The 21,159-nt window shown below is 70.0% G+C and carries 17 protein-coding genes and 1 pseudogene; 8 read left to right on the top strand and 10 right to left on the bottom strand.

What is annotated here, in order from left to right; all coding sequences use genetic code 11:
* Positions 1-31: 31 nt before the first annotated feature.
* The 3 genes from ACZ7IB_RS34365 to ACZ7IB_RS34355 all read left to right on the top strand — a co-directional run bounded on the left by ACZ7IB_RS34365 (position 32) and on the right by ACZ7IB_RS34355 (position 6,024).
* Complete coding sequence (locus ACZ7IB_RS34365; RefSeq protein WP_470917973.1) at positions 32-1,183, top strand: XdhC family protein; 1,152 nt, start codon at positions 32-34, stop codon at positions 1,181-1,183.
* Between the two features lie 105 nt (positions 1,184-1,288).
* On the top strand, positions 1,289-5,044 hold the full coding sequence (locus tag ACZ7IB_RS34360; protein WP_470917972.1) for a S8 family serine peptidase: 3,756 nt from the start codon (positions 1,289-1,291) through the stop codon (positions 5,042-5,044).
* A gap of 251 nt (positions 5,045-5,295) precedes the next feature.
* Positions 5,296-6,024, top strand: a complete 729-nt coding sequence (locus ACZ7IB_RS34355; RefSeq protein ID WP_470917971.1) for a DUF4097 family beta strand repeat-containing protein — start codon at positions 5,296-5,298, stop codon at positions 6,022-6,024.
* On the opposite strand, the gene ACZ7IB_RS34350 is transcribed toward ACZ7IB_RS34355, so the two are convergent.
* Positions 6,011-7,243, bottom strand: a complete 1,233-nt coding sequence (locus tag ACZ7IB_RS34350) for an MFS transporter (protein ID WP_470917970.1) — start codon at positions 7,241-7,243, stop codon at positions 6,011-6,013. The genes ACZ7IB_RS34355 and ACZ7IB_RS34350 overlap by 14 nt on opposite strands.
* A gap of 232 nt (positions 7,244-7,475) precedes the next feature.
* On the opposite strand from ACZ7IB_RS34350, the gene ACZ7IB_RS34345 reads away from it, so the two are divergent.
* On the top strand, positions 7,476-7,991 hold the full coding sequence (locus tag ACZ7IB_RS34345; RefSeq protein WP_470917969.1) for a DinB family protein: 516 nt from the start codon (positions 7,476-7,478) through the stop codon (positions 7,989-7,991).
* A 25-nt stretch (positions 7,992-8,016) separates the two neighbouring features.
* Here the strand turns inward: ACZ7IB_RS34345 and ACZ7IB_RS34340 are convergent, their stop codons facing one another.
* Entirely contained in the window at positions 8,017-8,163 is a 147-nt protein-coding gene (locus ACZ7IB_RS34340) for a hypothetical protein (RefSeq protein WP_470917968.1), read from the bottom strand.
* Positions 8,164-8,367: 204 nt separating this feature from the next.
* Here ACZ7IB_RS34340 and ACZ7IB_RS34335 point away from each other — a divergent pair, with 204 nt between their 5' ends.
* Together ACZ7IB_RS34335 and ACZ7IB_RS34330 are read left to right on the top strand one after the other, a co-directional pair.
* The gene (locus ACZ7IB_RS34335) at positions 8,368-9,456 is read left to right on the top strand and encodes a serine hydrolase domain-containing protein (protein WP_470917966.1); all 1,089 of its coding nucleotides are present in this window, start codon (positions 8,368-8,370) and stop codon (positions 9,454-9,456) included.
* A 278-nt stretch (positions 9,457-9,734) separates the two neighbouring features.
* Positions 9,735-10,160: pseudogene (locus ACZ7IB_RS34330) on the top strand (GNAT family N-acetyltransferase); the annotation flags it as partial.
* Here the strand turns inward: ACZ7IB_RS34330 and ACZ7IB_RS34325 are convergent.
* Positions 10,079-10,972 (bottom strand): hypothetical protein, encoded by an 894-nt coding sequence (locus ACZ7IB_RS34325; RefSeq protein WP_470917964.1) that lies wholly within the window; start codon positions 10,970-10,972, stop codon positions 10,079-10,081. The pseudogene ACZ7IB_RS34330 and the gene ACZ7IB_RS34325 sit on opposite strands and share 82 nt — an antisense overlap.
* Positions 10,973-11,168: 196 nt before the next feature.
* On the opposite strand from ACZ7IB_RS34325, the gene ACZ7IB_RS34320 reads away from it, so the two are divergent.
* Together ACZ7IB_RS34320 and ACZ7IB_RS34315 are read left to right on the top strand one after the other, a co-directional pair.
* Positions 11,169-11,846 (top strand): class I SAM-dependent methyltransferase, encoded by a 678-nt coding sequence (locus ACZ7IB_RS34320; RefSeq protein ID WP_470917963.1) that lies wholly within the window; start codon positions 11,169-11,171, stop codon positions 11,844-11,846.
* 145 nt (positions 11,847-11,991) lie between these two features.
* Entirely contained in the window at positions 11,992-12,417 is a 426-nt protein-coding gene (locus ACZ7IB_RS34315) for a nuclear transport factor 2 family protein (RefSeq protein ID WP_470917961.1), read from the top strand.
* A gap of 89 nt (positions 12,418-12,506) precedes the next feature.
* Here the strand turns inward: ACZ7IB_RS34315 and ACZ7IB_RS34310 are convergent, their stop codons facing one another.
* The 7 genes from ACZ7IB_RS34310 to ACZ7IB_RS34280 all read right to left on the bottom strand — a co-directional run bounded on the left by ACZ7IB_RS34310 (position 12,507) and on the right by ACZ7IB_RS34280 (position 21,077).
* On the bottom strand, positions 12,507-13,646 hold the full coding sequence (locus ACZ7IB_RS34310) for a zinc-binding dehydrogenase (protein WP_470917960.1): 1,140 nt from the start codon (positions 13,644-13,646) through the stop codon (positions 12,507-12,509).
* Positions 13,643-13,945 (bottom strand): putative quinol monooxygenase, encoded by a 303-nt coding sequence (locus ACZ7IB_RS34305; RefSeq protein ID WP_470917958.1) that lies wholly within the window; start codon positions 13,943-13,945, stop codon positions 13,643-13,645. Before ACZ7IB_RS34305 ends, ACZ7IB_RS34310 begins: the two co-directional genes overlap by 4 nt.
* A gap of 7 nt (positions 13,946-13,952) precedes the next feature.
* Positions 13,953-14,612 carry a glycerol-3-phosphate responsive antiterminator gene (locus ACZ7IB_RS34300; RefSeq protein WP_470917956.1) on the bottom strand — a complete coding sequence of 220 codons (660 nt, stop codon included), beginning with the start codon at positions 14,610-14,612 and terminating at the stop codon, positions 13,953-13,955.
* 43 nt (positions 14,613-14,655) lie between these two features.
* A complete protein-coding gene (locus ACZ7IB_RS34295; protein WP_470917955.1) occupies positions 14,656-16,209 on the bottom strand; it encodes an FAD-binding oxidoreductase in 1,554 nt (517 codons plus the stop codon).
* A complete protein-coding gene (locus tag ACZ7IB_RS34290) occupies positions 16,206-17,879 on the bottom strand; it encodes a glycerol-3-phosphate dehydrogenase/oxidase (RefSeq protein WP_470917953.1) in 1,674 nt (557 codons plus the stop codon). Before ACZ7IB_RS34290 ends, ACZ7IB_RS34295 begins: the two co-directional genes overlap by 4 nt.
* 75 nt (positions 17,880-17,954) lie before the next feature.
* Complete coding sequence (locus tag ACZ7IB_RS34285; RefSeq protein ID WP_470917951.1) at positions 17,955-19,532, bottom strand: FGGY family carbohydrate kinase; 1,578 nt, start codon at positions 19,530-19,532, stop codon at positions 17,955-17,957.
* Between the two features lie 90 nt (positions 19,533-19,622).
* Entirely contained in the window at positions 19,623-21,077 is a 1,455-nt protein-coding gene (locus ACZ7IB_RS34280; RefSeq protein ID WP_470917949.1) for an MFS transporter, read from the bottom strand.
* Positions 21,078-21,159 lie beyond the last annotated feature (82 nt).

The following is a 21,159-nucleotide window of genomic DNA, read 5'->3' as shown; positions in this document are numbered from 1 at the left end:
CCCTCCGCACACCCGTAGAAGGAGAAACGCCATGCTGGACATCGCCGAAGAGCTCAACCGGTGGGTCGAGCAGGGACGTGACTTCGCCGTGGCCACTGTTGTGGCGGTCGGCGGCAGCGCGCCCCGGCAGCCGGGAGCCGCCCTCGCCGTCGACCGCGACGGTACGGCGATCGGATCGGTCTCCGGCGGGTGTGTGGAGGGCGCGGTGTACGAACTGTGCGGTCAGGCGCTGGACGACGGCACCACCGTGCGCGAACAGTTCGGCTACAGCGACGAGGACGCCTTCGCGATCGGACTGACCTGTGGCGGCGTCATCGACATCCTGGTGACACCGGTCCCTGCGGACGACCCCGCACGGGCGGTGTTCGCCGCCGCGCTCGCCGCCGCCGCACGAGGTCGGGCGGCGGCGGTCGCCAGGATCACCGACGGGCCCGCGGAACTCCTGGGCCGCCCCCTGCTCGTCCACCCCGACGGCTCGTACGAGGGCGGGTTCGGCGGACATCCGGAGCTGGACCGCACCGCTGCGGCCGACGCTCGCGCGATGCTGGACGCGGGCCGCACCGGCTCCGTCACCATCGGCGCCGAGGGCTCGCGCTGCGGGCAACCGCTCACCCTGCTCGTCGAATCCAGCGTCCCGCCGCCCCGGATGATCGTCTTCGGGGCCATCGACTTCGCCTCGGCGCTGGTCCGCGCGGGAAAGTTCCTCGGGTACCACGTCACATTGTGTGACGCTCGCCCCGTCTTCGCCACGAAGGCCCGCTTCCCGCAGGCCGACGAACTGGTCGTCGACTGGCCGCACCGCTATCTCGCGACGACCGACGTCGACGCGCGCACTGTCCTGTGCGTCCTCACCCACGACGCCAAGTTCGATGTTCCGCTGCTGGAACTGGCGTTGCGGCTGCCGGTGGCGTACGTCGGAGCGATGGGCTCGCGCCGTACCCATCTGGAGCGCAACGACCGGCTGCGTGACGTCGGTGTCACGGAGCTGGAACTGGCCAGGCTGCACTCGCCGATCGGCCTCGACCTCGGAGCCCGTACCCCTGAGGAGACCGCGCTGTCGATCGCCGCCGAGATCGTCGCCGACCGGCGCGGCGGCAGCGGCGTACCGCTCAAGGGCGCACACACCCCGATCCACCACGAGGGCGGCCGGCCGTCGACCGGATTGATCACATCCGTGGCCTGAACCGATCTGTGAACCATGATTGTCCGTGGGCGGGTTGCCGCCACGGCGGCTTCACGCCAGGTGTGAACCCAACCGTAGCTTCGGTTTTGCCTTTAGACCTGCTGCATGACATTCACACCTTCCTCCGCTTCCGGCCGGGCGAGATCCGCTCGTGCGGGACGCAGGGCTCTGCTCATAGCGACTTCGGTCGCCCTGGTGAGTGGCGCACTGTTGCCCGCAGCGGGCTCCGCTTCCGCCGCCGCAGGTCAGTCCGGGCCCGTCGACCGCCAGGCCGCCGCCGTCAAGGAGTACGACATCACCCTGCTCACGGGTGATGTCGTGCACTACTCGGACGGGGTCGGCAAGCAGGACACCGTCACCGTGGAACGCCCCGACGGAGCGGTCGGCGGCGTGCATGTCCAGCAGGCCGGAGACGATCTGTACGTCCTGCCCGACGAGGCCAACTCCCTCCTTGCGGCAGGCAAGTTGGACCGTCGGCTGTTCAACGTCTCGGCTCTGGCCAAGATGGGGTACGACGACAAGAGGCCGGCCGGCATTCCGCTGATCGCCACCTACTCGGCGAGCCAGGGCCGTTCACTGCCTGTCGCCCCTCGTGGTGCGAAGAAGACCCGCACTCTGCAGAGCATCCACGGCGCCGCGCTGAAGGCCGAGAAGGACACCACCCGGGCCTTCTGGAACGACATCGCCCGTACCTCCACGGCCCGTTCGCTGGACAACGGCATCGCCAAGCTCTGGCTCGACGGCCGGGTGGAGGCCGCCCTCAAGGACTCCGTGCCGCAGGTCAACGCCCCGCAGGCGTGGGCCGAGGGCTACGACGGCAAGGGCTCCAAGGTCGCAGTCCTGGACACCGGAATCGACGCGTCCCACCCGGACGTCAAGGACCGCATTCTCGAAACCAAGAGCTTCGTGCCGGGCGAGGAGGTCCTCGACAAGCACGGCCACGGCACGCACGTCGCCTCCACGATCGCGGGCTCCGGCGCCGCTTCGGAGGGCCTCAACAAGGGCGTCGCCCCGGGCGCCGACCTGATCGTCGGCAAGGTGCTCAGCGACGGTGGGTCCGGGGCGGACTCCGGCATCATCGAAGCCATGGAGTGGGCGAAGGCCGAAGGTGCCGATGTCGTCTCCATGAGTCTCGGCTCCAGCATCCCGGACGACGGCTCGGACCCGATGTCCCAGGCCGTCGACGCGCTCTCCGCCGACGGCGGGCCGCTGTTCGTGATCGCCGCGGGCAACGCGTACGGCGCGGGCACCATCGGCTCGCCCGGCTCGGCGGAGAAGGCACTCACCGTCGCCGCCGTCGACAAGCAGGACGATCGCGCGGACTTCTCCTCGATGGGCCCGCTCACCAGGTCCTACGGCCTGAAGCCCGATCTGTCCGCACCGGGTGTGGACATCAACGCTGCCGCCTCGCAGGCGGTCCCGGGCGGCAGCGGGATGTACCGGACGATGTCGGGTACGTCGATGGCGACCCCGCATGTCGCGGGCGCCGCAGCCATCCTGAAGCAGCGTCATCCCGACTGGTCCGGCCAGCGGATCAAGGACGCGCTGATGAGCTCGTCGAAGAAGCTCGCCGCGTACACCCCGTACGAGCAGGGCACCGGCCGGCTCGATGTGAAGGCCGCGGTCGACACCACCATCGAGGCCACCGGCTCCGTCGCGGTCGCCTCCTACGACTGGCCGCACTCCGCCTCCGACCCGGTCGCCCAGCGGACCATCACGTACCGCAACACCGGTACGAAGGACGTCACCCTCGACCTGGCCACCGACACGGACGCCGACGCGTACACCCTGTCGACGAAGCAGCTGACCGTCCCGGCCGGTTCCACCGCCGAGGCTGTTCTCTCGCTGGACCCGTCGAAGGTCGCGAACGACACCCAGTTCTCCGGTCAGGTCATCGCCAAGGACGCGGAGGGCACCGTCGTCGCGCACACCGGCTTCGCCCTGAACAAGGAGCAGGAGCTGTACGACCTGACGCTCAGGCTCCGTGACCGCGACGGCAAGGCGATGGACGGCCTGGTCGTCCTCGGCGCGCTCGGCGACCCGAACCTGGGCATCGTCCAGGTGTCGGGCGAGACCACACTGCGGCTGCCGCCGGGCAACTACACCGCCTGGAGTTCCGTCGACATCGCCGGTGACCGCGCCGACTCGAAGGCCGTGGCCTTCCTCGCGGCTCCCGAGACGATTCTCGACAAGGCGACCACGGTCACCCTCGACGCGTCCAAGGCCCGCAAGGTCAGTGTGCGCACGCCGAAGGAGACCGAGAACCGACAGCTGCGATATGACATGGCACGTACTGCACCGGACGGCACAGTCCAGCGCGACGCGTACCAGATCCCGTTGACCTACGATCAGCTGTGGGCCGGCCCCACCAAGAAGGTCACGCAGGGCAGCTTCTCCTTCCTGACCCGCTGGCGGCAGGGCGAGAAGCGGCTGGATGTGTCTGCCGAGGGCCGTGATGTGCCGGTCTTCCCGCAGGGTGGTGCGGCCATCGCCGAGGACGGCGAGAAGAAGCTGGCCGGCGTCTTCGCGGGCAACGGCGCCGTGGCCGACTACGAGGGTCTGAACGTCAAGGGCAAGGCCGTCGTCATCCGCAGCAGTGATGCGGTCGCTCCCGCCGACCGGCTCGCCAACGCGGTGGCCGCGGGCGCCGGGGCACTGTTCGTCGTCAACGACGGCGACGGCGTCCTGATGGAGAGCTACACCGCCTACGGGACCAAGGGCACCATCCCGGTCGCCTCGGTCCAGCGCCTGGCGGGCGAGAACCTGATCAAGTCCGTCCAGCGTGGCGCGAAGCTGACGATCGATCAGCGCAATTACGCCCGCTACATGTACGACCTGGTGGACCGCCACGACAGTGTCATCCCGGACCGCTCGCTGGCGTTCGCTCCGTCGACCCGTCAGCTGGCGAAGGTGGAGAACACCTTCTACGGTCACAAGGACGTGCTCGGCGGTGGCTTCCGCTACGACATCCCGGACTACGGCCCGGGTCTCGGCTTCGAGGAGTACGAGAAGTTCCCCGGCACCCGCGAGGAGTGGGTCAACCCGCTTCCGGGTGCCTCCTTCTGGTACGAGAACCACTCGGTCTTCAACTCCGCCGAGACGGGATTCGCGCACGAGATGCGCAGCGGCGACCTGGACTACAAGGCGGGCCGCACCTACGCCGCCGAGTGGTTCGCACCGATCGCCCGCCCGCGTCTGGGCACCGGCTACTGGGGTCCGTTCCGTACCGTCCGCAACGACATGCAGTTCAACCTGACCGCGTGGACCGACTCGGGCGCGGGCCACTCGGGCTCCATGCCTGAGGACGAGTACGACACCACCACTACCGCGATCTACCAGGGCGACACCCTGATCAAGAAGGTCGCGGGCCGGGCCGGCTACTTCGGAGGCCTGTCGCCGGAGAAGCTGCCCTACCGCTTCGTGCTCGACTCCAATCGTGACGGCGACCTGTGGAAGACCTCCACCCGCACGCACACCGAGTGGAACTTCGTCTCGGGAGCCATGGACGAGAACGGCCCGTACCAGGCCGACCTTCCGCTGCTGCAGCTGGACTACAAGGTCCACGCCGACCTCGCCGGTGACGTCAAGGCCGGTCAGTGGACCGAGATCGGTATCGGCTCCGGTACGCAGGAGTGGCTGGACGGTGCGGTGAAGGCGAAGAAGGCGTCGCTGTCGGTCAGCTACGACGACGGCGAGACCTGGGACGCGGTGGAGCTGCGCAAGACCTCCGAGGGCAACTGGACCGCCCGGTTCAAGACCCCCGAGAAGGCCGGCGGCTTCGTCTCGATCAAGGCGCACTCCGAGGCCGAGGACGGGCTCGGAATCGATCAGGAGATCATCCGGGCGTTCGGCCTGAAGTGACCTTCCGAGGCTCGCACTTGAGGCGTCCGTACACCCTTGAGTGGGGTGTACGGACGCCTCTTCTGTCGACTGGCGCGGCTCCTGGAAATGAAAGTGACGGTCCATCACCATGTCGTGGAACGGCGGGGTTTCCCCCGCCTGAGCCGGGGGTCTGCCCCATGGTCGCCCCCGGACACGCCTGGATAGCCTGCGCTGAGCACCGGCCCCGAGCGGGCCGGAGACCAGGCTGATCGGGATCCAGGGGGAGATTCATGCGTCACCGGCTCAGGGCCTTCATGGCGGCAACGATGGCGGGAAGCGGTCTGATCGGGCTCGGCGCATGCGGTCTCATCGACTGGAACACCTTCGAGGACGACGCCCATGTGCCGCAGAAGATCACCTCCGTCCGACTGGATCTCGGCTCCGGCCGGGTGAATCTGCGGGGCGTGGCGAAAACCGCGGACGTGTCCCTGCACCGCTCGGTCCGCTACCGGGGGGACAAGCCCGAAGGCGCGTCGCACCGGGTCGAGAACGGCGTCCTGGTGCTGAGCGGCTGCGGCAGCCGATGCTCGGTGTCCTACACCGTCGAGGTGCCCGAGGGCCTCCCGGTCTCCGGCCGGACCTCGTCCGGATCCGTGGTCCTGGCCCGAGTGGGGCCGGTGAACGTGACCACACACTCCGGACGGATCGAGCTGGACGGAGTGACCGGCCCGGCCGATGTGTACACCTCCAACGGTCGGATCGAGGGGCGTGGACTGGCTGGTCCCGTCCGGGCCAGGACTTCCAACGGCCGGATCGAACTGACCCCGGTGAACCCGCAGGATGTCCGGGCCAGGACATCCAACGGGGCCATCGTCGTCACTGCGCCGACGGGCCGGTACGTGGTCGCCGCCAGCACCCACCACGGTCGCAAGGACATCGGCATCGCCAATGACCCGGCGGGCGACCACAAGATCGATCTGGCCACCGCCAACGGTTCCATCACGGTCAGGAACGGCTGATCGCGCCGCGCGCCACCGCAGCCGCACACAGCAGCGCAGGGACCGCCGCGACCGCGAAGCAGACGGCCGGCGGCAGACGGTCCACCAGCAGACCCACTGCCGCGGTGCCCGCCGAGGACCCGGCATTGACCGCGGTGTTGACCCACGCACCCGCCTGTGTGCGGCTGTCCGCGCCCACGGACTCGTCCGCGACGAGATACGCGGTGGTCAAGGCCGGGGCGACGAAGACCCCGGCGGCCGTGACCACCGCGACCAGCACGTACACATTGGGCGACATCCCGGCCGCGACCATCGCCACACCGAGACCGGCGGCCGGCACCGGCAGCCGCACCCGGTTCGCCGCACGCCATGAGACGGCACCGTAGGCGAGCCCACCGACCGCGCTTCCGGCGGAGAGGGCGGCCAGCACCCACGCCACCGCCGCGCCCCGGTGGTGCTGCTCGGCGAACGCCACCACCAGCAGATCCAGCGCCCCCAGACACAGCCCCACGACGGCTGCCACGATCGCGGCATGCCGCAATCCGACGATGCCGAGCAACCGCTGCCTGCGGGGCGTGTCCTGTGACGCAGCGGCCTTCTCCGCCGGCGGTGGCGCGCCGATACGGCGCACCGCGGGTGAGGACACCAGTGCCGGCGCGCCCACCAGCACGAGCCCGGCACTGATCGCGACACCTGCCGCGGGGACGGTGAACCTCATGACCAGACCTACGAGCAACGGCCCGGTGACGAACAGCAGTTCCTCGGCGACACCGTCCAGGCTGTACGCGCGCTGCAACAGCTCGCGGTCGGGAACGAGACTGCCCCACAGGGTCCGCATCACCGGTCCCAGCGGCGGGGTGCAGGCGCCTGCCGTCACGGCAAGCACCCCCAGCAGGAGCGAGGAAGCCCCCGGCCGCCAGGTGACGTAGGCCAGGGCGGCGAGCAGTGCGGCGTAGACGCCGGCCATCGGTGGCAGTGCCCGCCGCGGCCCGTACCGGTCGATCAGCGCGGCACGGGCGGGGGAGAGGAAGACACTGGTTGCCCCGAACAGTGCCATGACGGTGCCCGCGGCGGAGTACGAGCCGGTGGCGTCCTTCACCGCCAGCATCAGGGAGAGGGAGACCATCCCGTACGAAAGCCGCCCCAACAGAGCGGCACCGAAGGTGCGGGAGGCGTGAGGAGTACGCAGGACGGTGGCATACGAAGGGGCGCGCGAGGGCGCGGGTGAAGGCGAGAGCATGAGGACGTTCCTCGTGAGGGCAGCGCGGCATGCGGCGCTGCGGGCATGCGGGGACACCGAAGTGCCGCACCCGGTGGGACGGGGCGCGGTCAGTACGGGGTCCTACGCACGAGAGAGGAACATGCCGGCCAACTTATCAGGGTGAGAAGCGTGTTGTGGAGGGTCGCTTCAGGGCCGCATCGGCCGAAAATTGCTGTGAGGTGTGACAGCGCATCGAGTAGCCTCGGCGCCCATGTCGCCCTCCCCTTCCCGTAATCGCCCTCCCTACGACGCGGACGAGCGGACTCAGCTCGTCGGCTGGCTCGACATGCAGCGGGCGGTCGCCCGCTGGAAGTGCGACGGGCTTTCCGAGGCGGACGCCCATCGGTCCGTCCTGCCGTCCTCGCCCCATATGACGGTGGCGGGTGTCATGTCACACCTTCGATGGGCCGAGCACCTCTGGTACGAGGTCGTTCTGCTGGGCCGCCCGGCCGTGGGGCCCATGTTCGACGGGCCCGAGGATGCCGACATGATGGTCGAAGGTGCCCCGCTCGCAGAGCTCCTCGACGACTACGACCGGCAGATCGCGGTGTCGAACGAGATTGTTGCGGCGAAGTCGCTCGACGACGTGGGCCGACACCCGGACTTCGACGCCTCGGCCGCGAGCGTGCGCTGGATCATGTTCCACATGATCGAGGAGACTGCCCGGCACGCGGGCCATCTTGACGCCATCAGGGAGATCCTGGACGGCGAGACGGGCTACTACTGACCCGGCTCCCGTCGCCTCATCCGCCTCATCCGATGATGTTGGCATTGGCTGCCAGGATTTCCTCGGCGGTCTGCCGGAGCCGCGGGAGGAAGCCGATGACCTCCTTGGCACGGTGGAGAAGGTCACCGGTGGAGGTGACGCCGAGGTCGGCGACGGCGTTGGCTTGCTCCACCGCGGGGCCGGAGGGGATACCGACGACACGCGATCCGCGAGGTGACGGAATGTACGTCGCGGTCAACGTACCGGCGGCCAACGACAGTTGGGCGACGCTCTCGCCGCGGCTCGTGTGGTCAGGGTAAATCGGTTGTTCGCAGGCGGATTGGTGACGATCATCATCACCGATGACGGGTGAGCTTTCTTCTGTGAGGGGTATGCGGTGACGATCGTGACGAGGGCTGACGGACTCGATCCGGCTTGCCTGGAGGAGGCCATCTCCGCAGTGGCGCAGGGGAGGGGGTTCTCCGGCACGGTCCGTGTCACGCGTCACGGGGAGCCGGTATTCACCCGCGCGTTCGGGATGGCGTCACGGCGGTGGTCCATACCGAACACGTGCGACACGCGATTCCGGGTGGCGTCGGTGTCCAAGATGTTCACAGCGGTGGCCGTCCTGCAGCTCGTCGAGCGGAAGCAGGTCCGCCTCGACGACGCGCTGGTGGGCTTCGTGAAAGAGCACATGCCCCAGCTCGATCCGCGTGTCACGGTCCATCACGCCCTGACGATGACGGCGGGCATCGGCGACTGGTTCGAGGAGGGCAGCGCCGACTGGGAGGCCGAATGGGCCGCACTGACCTCCTCCCACCCGCTCTACCTGCTGCGGAGCAACAAGGACTACCTGTCACTGTTCGCCGGCAAGCAGCCCCACTTCCCTCCCGGGGAGCGTCATCTGTACAACGGCGCCGGCTACATCCTGCTCGGCCTGCTCATCGAATCGGTGACCGGCCGCTCCTTCGAGGAGGTCATCGCCGACGACGTATTCGCCCGTGCCGGCATGAGCGCGGCAGGATTCCCGGCCCTGGACGACCTGGGGCCGGACATCGCCGAGGGATACCTCACCACCGCCGGCAGCCCCACCCCGTACCGGACCAATCACTACGCGACCACCCCTGGGGCCGCCGCCGACGGAGGGGCTACCTGTAGCGCCGCCGATCTGACGGCCTTCGCCCACGCACTGCGCCACGGGCGGCTGCTGAACGAGGAGACCACACGCCTGGCGCTGACCCCGCAGGTCGACGAGCGTGAGGAGAAGGTCCGCGGCTACCGGTGGATGTACGGCTTCGGCCTTACCCACATCCTCGACGACGAAGGAACCATCGTCCGCTGGGGCCACACGGGCGAGGAGGACGGGGTCAGTGCCCGCCTCTATCACTACCCGCAGCAGGGCCTGGACGTCGCCGTCCTCGGCAACATCAGCTGGTGCGCCGGCGACATGGGGTGGGCCATCCACGACGCCCTCGTCGGCAACTGAACAGCCGCGTCCCGCGACGGCGCTGAGCTGATGCAGGGTCTCGCGGCTCGCTGCATATGCCGACGCTCTGACCTGGGTTGTCTCGTCGCTGCACAACCTCGTCAGCCAAGGCCAGTCTCAGCGGTAGCTGCATTTCCTCGGTCAGCGGCGCCGGGCCGACGGGGGAGGTTGAAGCGACGACCCCGAGGTTCACCGGTTCCTCACCGAGAAGCTGTTCCCGCAGTGGGCGGACGTCGTCACCGTCGACGACTGGCTCGCCCTTTCCGGCAGCTGATCGCACCGAGGCCATGGCGTGGCTGGAGAAGCGCGAGGGAGGCTGGGACCGCGGTGCCGCCGCCACCTTCGCCGTACTGGGTGCGGCCGACGGCGCACTGCTGGGCGCCGTCGGCCTTCGCTGGGTCGACCGTGCGGACGGCCTCGCGATGATCGACTACTGGACACTCCCGGCCGCCCGTGGGCGGGGCGTGGCCACCAGAGCTGTCGGAGCGGTGACCAGCTGGGCCTTCGGGACGGCCGATGCCCGCCGGATCGAGATCGCCCATGCCACCGGCAACGAGGCCTCCTGCCGGGTGGCTGACCGCTGCGGCTACCTTCCCGAGGGCACACTGCGCGACTCCCACCGCTACGGCGACGGGGCGTACCACGACGAGCACCTGCACGCCCGTCTGGCCGCCGACCCGGAACCGGCCGACATCGCGGCCTGACCACCGCGCGAGGTCATGCGGCGACGGTCGCTGCACAGGCCCACGGCCTCCCGGAACGCCGGGAGGCGTGCGAGGTGCAGGTCGGGGGCGTCCGCGGCCAGGACGGTGTGACATCGGGCGAACGTCGCGGTGATCCAGAAGACGGCTTCGCGGTGGTCGCCCCGCTCGATGAGGTGCCGGCTTTTGTCGATGGCGATCGGCCGTGCCTCGGCGGTGATGTCACTGCTGAAGAAGAACGGGGTGCGGGCGACCTGCGCGGCGACGTCGAAGGTGCGGGCCGGCTCGTCCAGATGATGCCCGGTCCTTTCGGCGGACAGCCGCGCGCACCCCAGGAGTTCCAGCAGCTCCGGGTACAGGTGCGCCTGTCCGTAGTCGGTGAGGACTTGGCGCGCCGCCGGGTGCCGCAGTCGCACGGTGGGGTTGCGCAGGGCGGCGACCAGCAGGACATGGGTGGTCACCCCGGTCGGGAACAGCCAGGCCGTCACCTGTTCGTGGAACGGCGCCGAGGCGTCGAACGCGGCGACGGGGGTCTCGATCCGGCGCTCCGCGTCCAGGCATCTGCGGCGCACCCAGGACCGCTCGGCGAACCGGCGCGACACGTCAGCCCGCAGCCCGTGCAGGTGACCCGTCGGGTCGTCGATGACCGTGTCGCAGCGGAAGCTCCCTGCCAGGTGGTAGGAGGAGAGCACACCGTCCGCCGAGGAGGGGTCGGCCCACGACAGATACGTGACTTCCAGCAGTGCATCGCGGAAGCGGAGCTTGCCCGGCTTGGCGGGCGGGTCAGGCTCGGTGGTGACGACGACGATGTCCACGTCGGAGAAGGGGGACAGCTCGGCGTCGTCCGGCAGACCGACCGTCGAGCCGCTGAAGTAGGCGCCGCGGAAGCCGGAATCGGGGCCGGGCGTGCTCTTTGACCCACTGCACCGCGGCTGCTCGGGCTGTACCGACTCTCACACCAAGTCTCCCTGAGTGGGCCCCGGACACCAACCGGTCTGATGGAATCAAGGCATGACGAAGCTGCTGCACCGAGTCTTCCACGCACTCGAACGCTTCCACGCCGCCCATCCCTGGGACCACAACGCCCACTACCACCGGTGGATTCTGCGTCAGCTCCCCAGCAGATGCGACAGCGCCCTGGACGTCGGCTCCGGCAGCGGAGAACTCGCCCGGCTCCTGGCGACACGGGCGAAGACGGTGCACGGAATCGACTCGGACCCGGACATCGTGGCCCGGGCCGGTGAACTGACCGTCCCGGCCGCTCCGGTGACCTTCACCGTCGCGGACGCGCCCGCGGGGATACCGCCCGGCCCGTACGACGTCATCACCTGCGTCGCCACCGTCCACCATCTGCCGTTCACCGACGCTCTCACCCACTTCCGCAAGCATTTGGCGCCCGGCGGGACCCTGGTAGTGGTCGGCCTCTCCTGCGAGGCGACCCTCGGAGATCATCTGCTGAGTCTCGCCTCCATTCCGCTGAATGTTGCCATGGCCTTGATCAAGAACAAGGGGCGCAGGGCGCTCCGCCCCGACTCGATGACTGCCAGGACCCAGCCGGCGGAGATGACCTTCTCCGACATCGTTCGCGAGGCGCGTCAGGTGTTGCCAGGCGTGCGGCTCAGGCGTCGACTGTTCTGGCGCTACACACTCGTCTGGTGCGACGGCTCCGGCGAGAGAGGACTGCGATGAGAAATGAGAGAGGACTGCTCCACTGCTCCACCGGGATGAACTCCCCGAGCCCACGGTGGCAGGACCGCTGCATTGCCGGGCCATACGGGGAGCTCTCCCCGTATAACTGCCGAACCATCGCGAGATCTCACGAAAGGACCGGCGAATGACACTCGGAGCCGAGGATCGCCTGGCCATCAATGAACTGATCGCCCTGCAATGGCACCTGGTCGATGACGGTGAACTCGACCGACTGGACGAGCTGTTCACCGCCGACGTCGTCTACGACGCCTCCGACCTGGGCCACGGATCGATGCACGGGCTGGAGGCCTTCCGGGACGCGGCCAGGGCGATGGGGCAACGCGGCACCGTCAGTCACCACGTCACCAACGTCGTCCTCACCGAGGTCGGTGACGATCAGGTGCGCGCCCGGTCCAAGGGGATCGGAATCAAGGCGGACGGTACGAGCGGAAGTGTGACGTACGAGGACGTGATCGTGCGTGGTGAGAAGGGGTGGCGCATCAACCGTCGCAAGGTCGCCGTGCGGCGCGCGCCTACCGGTGCGAATGACGCGAACGAGCGGCCCGAATGACATGTCACATGTCCCCGGACACCGCAGGCGGCTACTGACGGCGCCCCTGCAGCCCGCAGGGGCGCCGCCGGCGGATTCCGGGCGACGCGTCAGGCGTTCAGCATCCCCGACGTGTCGATGACCTGGCGGATCGCCCGGCCCGAAGCCAGCTCCTCCATCGCCGCGTTGATGCCGGCCAGCTCAAGCGTGCCCGTGTGCATCTGCTCCACCGGCATCAGGCCCGCCCGCCACAGGTCCAGAAACCTGGGAATGTCACGGCGCGGGACCGCGTCGCCCATGTACGAGCCCAGCAGGGACTTGCCCTCGCCCGCGAACGCCAGGGCCGGCACCTCCAGCACCCGGTCAGGGGCGGGAAGGCCCACCGAGACGACCCTGCCGCCCCGGGCCACGACCGTCAGGCACTCGGCCATGACCTTGGGGCTGCCCACCGCCTCCACTGCCAGCTCGGCTCCGCCGGAGGTGAGTTCGCGGACCGCCTCGATCGCGTCGCCGGGGGCGTACGCATGCGTCGCACCCAGCCGGACAGCCAGCTCGCGTTTCTCCTGGACCGGGTCGACCGCGATGATCGGATACGCCCCCGCCGCGCGGGCGCCCAGGACCGCGGAGAGGCCCACGCCGCCCAGGCCGTAGACGACCGTCGACTGACCGGGGCGCAGGGCCGCCGTGTTGATGACGGCACCGGCGCCCGTCAGGACCGCGCAGCCGAACATCGACGCGACGGTGAACGGGATGTCCTTGGGGATCGTCACCACCGACTCCTGGGCCAGCACCGCGTGTTCGGAGAACGCGGAGACACCCAACTGGTGGTGGACCGGGTTGCCGGAGGCGTCGGTCAGCAGCGACGGGCCGTGCAGCAGCGCGCCCGAGCCGTTCGCCGCCGCTGCCTGCGCGCACAGGGCCGGGCGGCCCGCCGCGCAGTCGCCGCAGAAACCGCAACTGGGCACGAAGACGAGGGCCACATGGTCGCCGGGGGAGACACGGTCGACGCCCGGTCCGGTCTCCTGGACGACGCCCACCGCCTCGTGGCCCAGGGCCATCGGCAGCGGGCGGACCCGGTCGCCGTTGACCACCGAGAGGTCCGAGTGGCAGAGCGATGCGGCCGCGATACGGACCAGCACCTCGCCCTCGCGCGGGGCGCCCAGCTCCAGCTCCTCCACCTCGACCGGGCGGGTCCCGGAGTAGGGGCGGGCCGTCGATATCCCGCGCAGGACCACGGCACGGGTTTTCACGACTGCACCTGTGCACGCGGAGCGCAGCGCAGCACGTCGCGGCTCTCCAGCAGCGGGACGACCTTGCCGAGCACGATCTCCTGGAAGTGCGGGGCTGCGCAGTGCGCGGTGAAGTCGGCCTCGGAGGCGTACTCCTCGTACAGCACGATCTCCTGCGGGTCCTCGATGCCCTGGTGGACCCGGTAGGCGAGATTGCCCGGCTCCTTGCGGGAGGCGGCGGCCATCGTGTCGAGCAGGGGGAGGACGGTGTTCTCCTCGCCGGCCTCGGTGCGGTAGCGGGCTACGACCACATATGTCATGGGGGGATTACTCCTGGGGTGCGGCAGGCCTCTTCAGGGCGGCGGGCGGGACCGGTGGCAACTGGTCCCGGCGCAGGTGCCAGAGGCGGGGGTCGGACGTGGCGGCCGCGGCCGACCCGAGGGCCAGCGCGAGCGCCACGTCCGCGGCGGTTTCCACGAAGCCGGCGGCGACCGACGGGGACATCGCGCGCTGTGCCTGCGCGCTCATCCGGGCGACGATCGGGGCGGGCATGATCTCGACCAGGTCCGGTGCCCCGCGCGAGATGGCGTCCGTGGAGCGGCGAAGGTTGGACCGGTCGGTGACGAACACCTTCATCATCGTCAGCAGGCCGAGCGGGCGGCCCTTCTCTATGAGGGAGAGCCGGGTGCTGACCACGCCGTGCGCGCCCATGTTCTTGATGAACTCCAGCGCGCCCCGGTCCTGAGCCAGACCGGGGCTGCTGTCCACGTTCACGAACACGGTCTTCCCCGCCCGGCCCAGTGCCGGCACGACCTGGGGCAGCTGCCCCACCGCGAGCGACGCGAGGATGCACACCTTCGCCGGTGCGGTCAGGAACTGCCGCAGCGGCTGGGTGCCGACGACCGACGCGACGACCGGCACCTCGGCGAAGGCCGAGGCGAGCCGGGGGTCGAGTGCGGCACCGGACCGGGACGGGGAGGGGGTCATGGCAAGGGCCTGCCTGGAGAAGAAGGGTTCGTGGCTGCTGACGTCAGTTCAGCGGGGACGTACCGAATCGGCTGGGAAGGCCCAGTTTGCCAGGGTTGAGAATGCCGGCCGGGTCCAGGGCCTTCTTCACCGCGACGAACGTCGCGAAGCCCGCCCCGAGGGACTCCTCCAGGTAAGGGCCGCGCAGCAGACCGCAGCCGTGGTGGTGGCTGAGCGCCGCCGCGTGCTCGATGAGTACGGCGTTGGCCGCGTCCCACACCGAGCGGTACCAGTCGCGGCGCGACTCGGGCGCCACATCGCCGCGCAGCGAGAAGTAGACGCAGGCGCCGTCGGTGTACGCGTGGGACTGGTGGGCCGAGGCGGCCAGGGTGCCGGGCACCGACTGGATCGCGGCGACCACCTCGTCGTAGATGACCGGGAGGTCGGTCCAGGACGCGGCCATCTCCAGGGTGTCGGCGACGAAGCCCGGACCCGGCTTGAAGCCGTCGGCGGACTTGCCGACCAGCATCCGTTCGTCCAGCCAGCGCTCGAAGACCGCCTTGCTGTCCAGCTCGGGGCCGTACGCCCCGCAGACCTCCCTCGCCACCTCGATCGAGGCGTCGACGATGGCCGGGTCGCCCTCGTCGGCGATGAGCAGGAGGTTGGTCTCCGGGTGGCCGAAGTGGGTGCCCGACTCAAGGGTGTCGTACAGCCGCAGGACGGCCGGGGTCGCACCGCGCTGCATGATCCTGCGGCAGGCGTCCAGGCCCTGTGCGAAGGTCTTGAAGCCGAACGCGACGGCATTGGCGTACTCCGGCAGCGGATGGACCCGCAGACGCGCCGAGACGATGACACCGAGGGTGCCTTCGGAGCCGACGAACAGCTGGCGCAGGTCCGGGCCGACCGCGGCACGGGCGTAGTCGCCGTACGTGGCACGCGTACCGTCGGCGTGCACGACGTCCACGCCGACGACCATGTCCTCGATCTTGCCGTAACGGGTGGAGAGCTGACCGGCGCCGCGGCAGGCGATCCAGCCGCCGACCGTGGAGACGGCGAACGCGGACGGCCAGTGGCCGGTGGTGACGCCGTACTCCTCCTGGAGCTGCTTCTCGAAGAGGTCGCCGAACATGCCGGCCTGGACGTCCACGATGTTCGACTCGGCGTCGAAGCCGGTGATCCGGTTCAGCCCGCAGACATCCAGGACGACGCCGCCGAAGACGGGGAGCGCCGCGCCCGTCACGTTGGAGCGGCCCGCGGACGGGGTGACCGGGACGCCGGCCTCGTGGCAGATCCGCAGCACGGCCGCGACCTGGCCGGCGTCGGCCGCCTCGACGATCACGGCGTTCGGCGTCGCCGGACGGCCCTCGGTCTCGCCGATCATCGAGCCGGCCCACCAGTCACGGGTCCGGGTGACGACCTCGTCGCGGGAGGTGTGCACCGCGTGCGCGGCCTCGCGCAGCGCCTCGACCACGGCCTCGGGGACCTCGACCGGGTCGGTCTGGAGGGCGGCTTCGCCGTCCCCGATCGGGGTGTTCTGCGCCCACTTGGCGAAGCTGGGGGCGCCGATCGTGTAGTTGCCCCGGTTGAACGGGTGGGTGATGGTCTGACGGCTGATCATGCTGCTGCCCCTTCGAGGAGTACGGACTTTTCGTGACGGACGGCTGCGAGGTACTCGGCGACCGAGCGGTCGGCCTCGGCCTGGGAGAGGTTCAGTTCCTGGCCGAGGATCGCGCCGACGGCCTCGGCTGCGTCGGCGGAGGCGTCCCGGGCGAACAGACGGGCGCGCATCCGGCGGGAGAGCACGTCGTCGACCGAGCGGGCCAGTTCGGCACGGGCCGCGTACACGACCTCCGCCTTGGTGTACGGGAGTCCCGCGACGATCGGCTCGGCCAGTGCAGGGTCGTCCTGGATCAGGTCGCCGACGAACCGGGCCTCGGTGCCGAAGCGTTCGCCGAGGTGCGCGGCGATGCCACCGGATGCGGCGACGGCCTCGGCGTCGTAACCGGCGCCGCCGAGCAGCGGGAGATCGGTGGTGCGGCTCTTCCCCTTGCGGCCGAGGACCGTCATCACCTTGTCGATGACGAGCTCGCCCATGTGCCGGCTGGTGGTGAGCTTGCCGCCGGTCACCGTCACCATGCCGGTGCGGCCGACGGTGATGTGGTGGTCGCGGCGCATGTCGAGCGTCGCGCCCTCCTTGCCGCCGACCAGCGGACGAAGACCGCCGATGGAACCGACCACGTCGTCCGGGGTGAGCTTCCCCTCGAAAGCGGTGTTGGCGCCCTCCAGCAGGAAGTCCATCTCCTCACGGGTGCAGTGCACATCGTCCGGGGAGCCCCGGTAGTCCTCGTCCGTCGTGCCCAGCACGACACTGTTGCCCCAGCGGGTGCAGGTCGCGCGGCGGGCCCGGCCGGGGATCGGCACGGTGACCGTGCAGTTGATCCGCACCTTGTCCCACGGCACCACGATGTGGACGCCCTTGGCGGGCCGCACCTGCGGCTTGTGACCGTCGTCCGCCTTCGCGTCGAGCTCGTCGGTCCACACCCCGGTGGCGTTGACGACGGCCCGCGAGCGGATGTCGATGGTGTCGCCGTCCGCCGAGACCCGGGCACCGGCCACCCTGCCCATCTGCATCAGCAGACCCTCGGCCCTGGCACCGTTGAGGACCGTCGCGCCGAGCGCGGCGGCGGTGCGGATGATGGTGAGGACGAGCCGGGCGTCATCGGTACGGGCGTCGAAGTACATCAGCCCGCCCTTGAGGTTCTCGGCGCGCAGCGTCGGCGCCTGCGCGAGGACCTCGGGGACGGTGAGCCGCTGATGGAGCTTGCCGATCCGCCAGCCGCCGACCAGGTCGTACGTCCACAGCAGACCCTCGAAGCCCTTGGCGAGGCGGGCGTCGAAGATGCCCTCCTTCTCCAGGATCGGGAAGAGGAACGGCAGCCGGTGCACCAGATGAGGGGCGTTCTTGCGGAAGCGGTGACGCTCCAGGAGCGAGTGGCGGACCAGGTTGACGTTGCCCTGCTCGATGTAGCGCAGGCCGCCGTGCACCATCTTCGAGGACTTCGACGACGTGCCGGATGCGAAGTCGTCCTTCTCGATCAGCGCCGCGCGCAGCCCGCGCGAGGCCGCGTCGAGCACGGCGTACGCCCCGGTGATGCCGCCGCCGATGACAAGCACGTCGTACGTGTCGTCGGCCAGCCGGCGCTTGAGGGCTGCCCGGTCGAGCAGCAGCGGCGTTCGGCGGGTCGCCGCGGCGCTGCGCCGCGGTTTCCGGGCGGGCATGGTGATCACAACATCAACTCCTGGTGTTTCGGTGCGGCGGCCACGTGGTCGGGTACGGGGCGCCAGTGCGACGGTGAGGGGCCGTCAATGGGGGGTGTGAGGCTTGGGTGCGGGATCCTTCAGAGGGAGCAGCGCGGGGTCGCCGAGGTGGGCGATCAGCACGTCGCGCCAGGCGGACCGCTGTGCGGTGCGCTCGGCCCCGGTGATCGCGGGCTCGAAGGTCCGGCCGTGCGGCTGCGCCTCGACGACCTCTTCCAGCGAGGACCACAGGCCCTGGGCGACACCGGCCAGATAGGCGGTGCCGCGCAGGCTGGCGGTCGCGGAGTCGGAGACCCGCTCCAGCGGCAGGCCGGTCAGGTCGGCCTGGATCTGCATGAGCGGGTCGCTGCCGGAGACGCCGCCGCCGACCCGGAGCCGGGTGAACGGTGTGCCCATGGTGTCGGCGACCCCGTCGATCAGGTCGCACACCGAGTGCGCGATCCCGTCCAGCACGGCGCGCGCGAGATCGGCGCGGGTGGTGGCGAGGGTGAGCCCGGTGAGGGATGCGGTGGCCTCCGGGTGCCAGACCGGCGTACGGACCCCGGCGAGTGCCGGGACGAAACGCGGGGTGCGGCCCGGCCGGGTGGGGACCCGGCCCGCCTCCTCACCGAGCTCCTTCGGCGATGCGAACAGGCCCAGGTCGTCGCAGAGCCAGCGCAGCGCCGAACCCGCCGTGGAGGTGTAGGCCTCCAGGCTGTAGTGGCTGATGTCGCCCTGCCGCCGGCCCGGCTGGGCGAGCACCCCGGAGATGTCCGGCCGGGGCAGGGCGGGCGTGGTGCCGGTCGCCGCGTCAACGAAGGCGCCGGTTCCGTACACGCACATGCCCTGCCCGGCGGCGAGACCGCCGAGCGCGACGAGTGCGGCGTGCTGGTCGCCCATGGAGGCGGCCAGCGGGACGGAGATTCCGAGGGCGGCAGGGTCGGTCGTACCGAATCCGGCGTCGTCGGAGCGGAGTTCCGGCAGCAGGTCGAGGGGGAAGCCGAGGTGGCTGATCCACTCCTCGTCCCAGGCATGCCGCTCCAGCAGATAGCCGCCGGTGGATGCGGCGTTGGTCGGTGTGGTGGCGTGCACGGCGCCGCCGGTGAGGCGCCAGATCAGCCATGTGTCGACGGTTCCGAAGAGCAGCCGGCCCTCGCGGTGGGCGGCGGCCACCTCCGGGTGTGCGGCGATCTGCCGGGCGGCCCAGAGGAACGGGGCGCGGGCGCCGACCGGCCGGCCCTGACGGGCCAGCAGGGCGGCGTCCCACTCGGCTTCGTACGCGGTGAGCCCGGTCGCGTACCGCCGGTCCTGCCACACCACCGCGGGCAGCAACGGCCGCCCGCTGACCCGGTCCCACAGCATCGCGGTGGCCCGCTGGGTGGAGAGCGCGACCGCGGTGATTCCGATGCCCTCCTCGCGGGCCCGGCCGACGGCCCGGCGCGCCACCTCGACGGTGGCCGTCCAGATCTCCATCGGGTCCTGCTCGACCGAGAGGTCGTCCGGATGGCTGACCTTGATCGACCGGTAGAACACCTCGTGGGCGGCGCCCGAGTCGAGGACGACTCCGGCCCTGGTGCCCGTGGTGCCCTCGTCGATGGACAGCACACCGCGCCGTGGGGCGGCGTCGGGGAACGTCTGCGTCATTGCAGCCCTTTCATTGCGAGCATCGCGACCTGTGCGGAGGGATACGGAGGGGAGAGGACCATCGTGTGATGCGGCAGGTCCGGCGGCCGGTCAGCGCGCGGTCACGGACTCCGCGGATTGCGTCGAGCCGGCTCGGGCGCCGGCCGCGGCTCGGTCCTGTCCGGCGACCTCGTCGGGCGAAGCGGCCTTCGTCGGGTCCCACTTGATCGCCAGGCAGGTGATCAGGCCGAGCAGCGGTACGACGGAGAGCACCAGGAACGTGTCGGCGAGCCCGAGCGAGTCCTTGATCTGCGGGAAGACATACAGCCCGACGACACTGCCGAAGCTGCCGACCATCCCGGTGACACCGGTGCCGAGGGCACGGACATCGCTGCTGTACGAGAGCGCGGCGATGGACTTGCCGTTGGCGCCGGGGCCCGAGGAGTGGCAGAGGATGAACAGGACCGGCAGCAGGAAGGCCACGGCGGTGGGCACCTTCTCGAAGGTCAGCCCCATCGCGAGCAGGGCGACGAAGACTCCGGCGAATCCGGCGGCGGAGCTGAGCCGCAGTCCGAGCCGGCGGCCGAAGTACGCGGACAGGAGCCCGCCCGCGATTCCGAAGGCGTTGAAGACCATCGAGCCGATGGTGGCCTTCTCGAAGCTCTCACCGAAGATCGTCAGGCTGATCAGCGGGAGGTACCAGCCGACCGCGAAGTACTGCATCGACTGCCCGAGCGATATTACTGAGGAGAGGACCGTGCGCGGCAGGTACTCGCCCTTGAAGAGCAGTCCGGCCTGGCGGAACCCGATGGCGGGAGCCTCCGTGGCGGCGCGGGTCGCCTCGTCGGGATTGCCGGCGACGGCCTTGATCTTGTAGATCCTGTCCAGATTGACGACCGCCTCGTCCAGACGGCCCTTGCTCGCCAGCCAGGTGGGGCTCTCCTTGAGCATCAGCCACTGGCCCACGAGCAGCGCGGCGGCGACGACCGCGGCCGAGCCGACCGACCAGCGCCAGATGTCCGCGCCGACGTCCAGGTTGAAGAAGAGCAGGGCGAGCGCGAGGTTGCTGGTGGTGGCGACGTACCAGACCGCCTGCCACAGGTTCAGCCGGCCGCCCAGTTTCGCGGGGGTGTACTCGGCGAGCAGCGCCATGGCGACAGCGAAGTCGATGCCGTACGCGACCCCCACCAGGACCCGGCCGAGCCAGACGACGGTGAAGTCACCGGCGAAGGCGGCGAGCAGGGCGCCCGCGATGGCGAACACCTTGGCGATGAGCAGCGGGGGGACGCGGCCGATCCGGGTGGCGAGCCAGCCGCCGACCGGGTTGAAGATGATCGCCAGGGCCGGAGCGGTGGCCGTGAGGATCGAGACCTGGGTGCTGGTCAGCTCCATCTGGGACGTCATCGGTCCCAGACCGGCGCTCAGCGCGGCATTCGAGTAGGCGTCGAGAAACAGCCCGCCGAACACGAGAAACCAGATGACTTGCGCCCGGCCGGTGATCTTTCCCAGCCCATCGATGAGCGCAACGACGTCGGCGACGCCTTTGACGCTCGGACGTTGTGCCATGAATCCGCCTTCGAGGAAGACCCATCGGCGGCACGGGGAGCACAAAAAAACAGGCATGACGAAACCACCGACAGGTGGTCTA

The sequence above is a fragment of the Streptomyces sp. NPDC037301 genome (assembly GCF_055602785.1).
This window is presented reverse-complemented; position numbering and strand designations above follow the sequence as displayed.

Coding starts and splice junctions, on each gene's coding strand:
- ACZ7IB_RS34365 (WP_470917973.1), top strand. CDS start 32: ATGCTGGACATCGCCGAAGAGCTCAACCGGTGGGTCGAGCAGGGACGT.
- ACZ7IB_RS34360 (WP_470917972.1), top strand. CDS start 1,289: ATGACATTCACACCTTCCTCCGCTTCCGGCCGGGCGAGATCCGCTCGT.
- ACZ7IB_RS34355 (WP_470917971.1), top strand. CDS start 5,296: ATGCGTCACCGGCTCAGGGCCTTCATGGCGGCAACGATGGCGGGAAGC.
- ACZ7IB_RS34350 (WP_470917970.1), bottom strand. CDS start 7,243: ATGCTCTCGCCTTCACCCGCGCCCTCGCGCGCCCCTTCGTATGCCACC.
- ACZ7IB_RS34345 (WP_470917969.1), top strand. CDS start 7,476: ATGTCGCCCTCCCCTTCCCGTAATCGCCCTCCCTACGACGCGGACGAG.
- ACZ7IB_RS34320 (WP_470917963.1), top strand. CDS start 11,169: ATGACGAAGCTGCTGCACCGAGTCTTCCACGCACTCGAACGCTTCCAC.
- ACZ7IB_RS34315 (WP_470917961.1), top strand. CDS start 11,992: ATGACACTCGGAGCCGAGGATCGCCTGGCCATCAATGAACTGATCGCC.
- ACZ7IB_RS34305 (WP_470917958.1), bottom strand. CDS start 13,945: ATGACATATGTGGTCGTAGCCCGCTACCGCACCGAGGCCGGCGAGGAG.
- ACZ7IB_RS34300 (WP_470917956.1), bottom strand. CDS start 14,612: ATGACCCCCTCCCCGTCCCGGTCCGGTGCCGCACTCGACCCCCGGCTC.
- ACZ7IB_RS34295 (WP_470917955.1), bottom strand. CDS start 16,209: ATGATCAGCCGTCAGACCATCACCCACCCGTTCAACCGGGGCAACTAC.
- ACZ7IB_RS34285 (WP_470917951.1), bottom strand. CDS start 19,532: ATGACGCAGACGTTCCCCGACGCCGCCCCACGGCGCGGTGTGCTGTCC.
- ACZ7IB_RS34280 (WP_470917949.1), bottom strand. CDS start 21,077: ATGGCACAACGTCCGAGCGTCAAAGGCGTCGCCGACGTCGTTGCGCTC.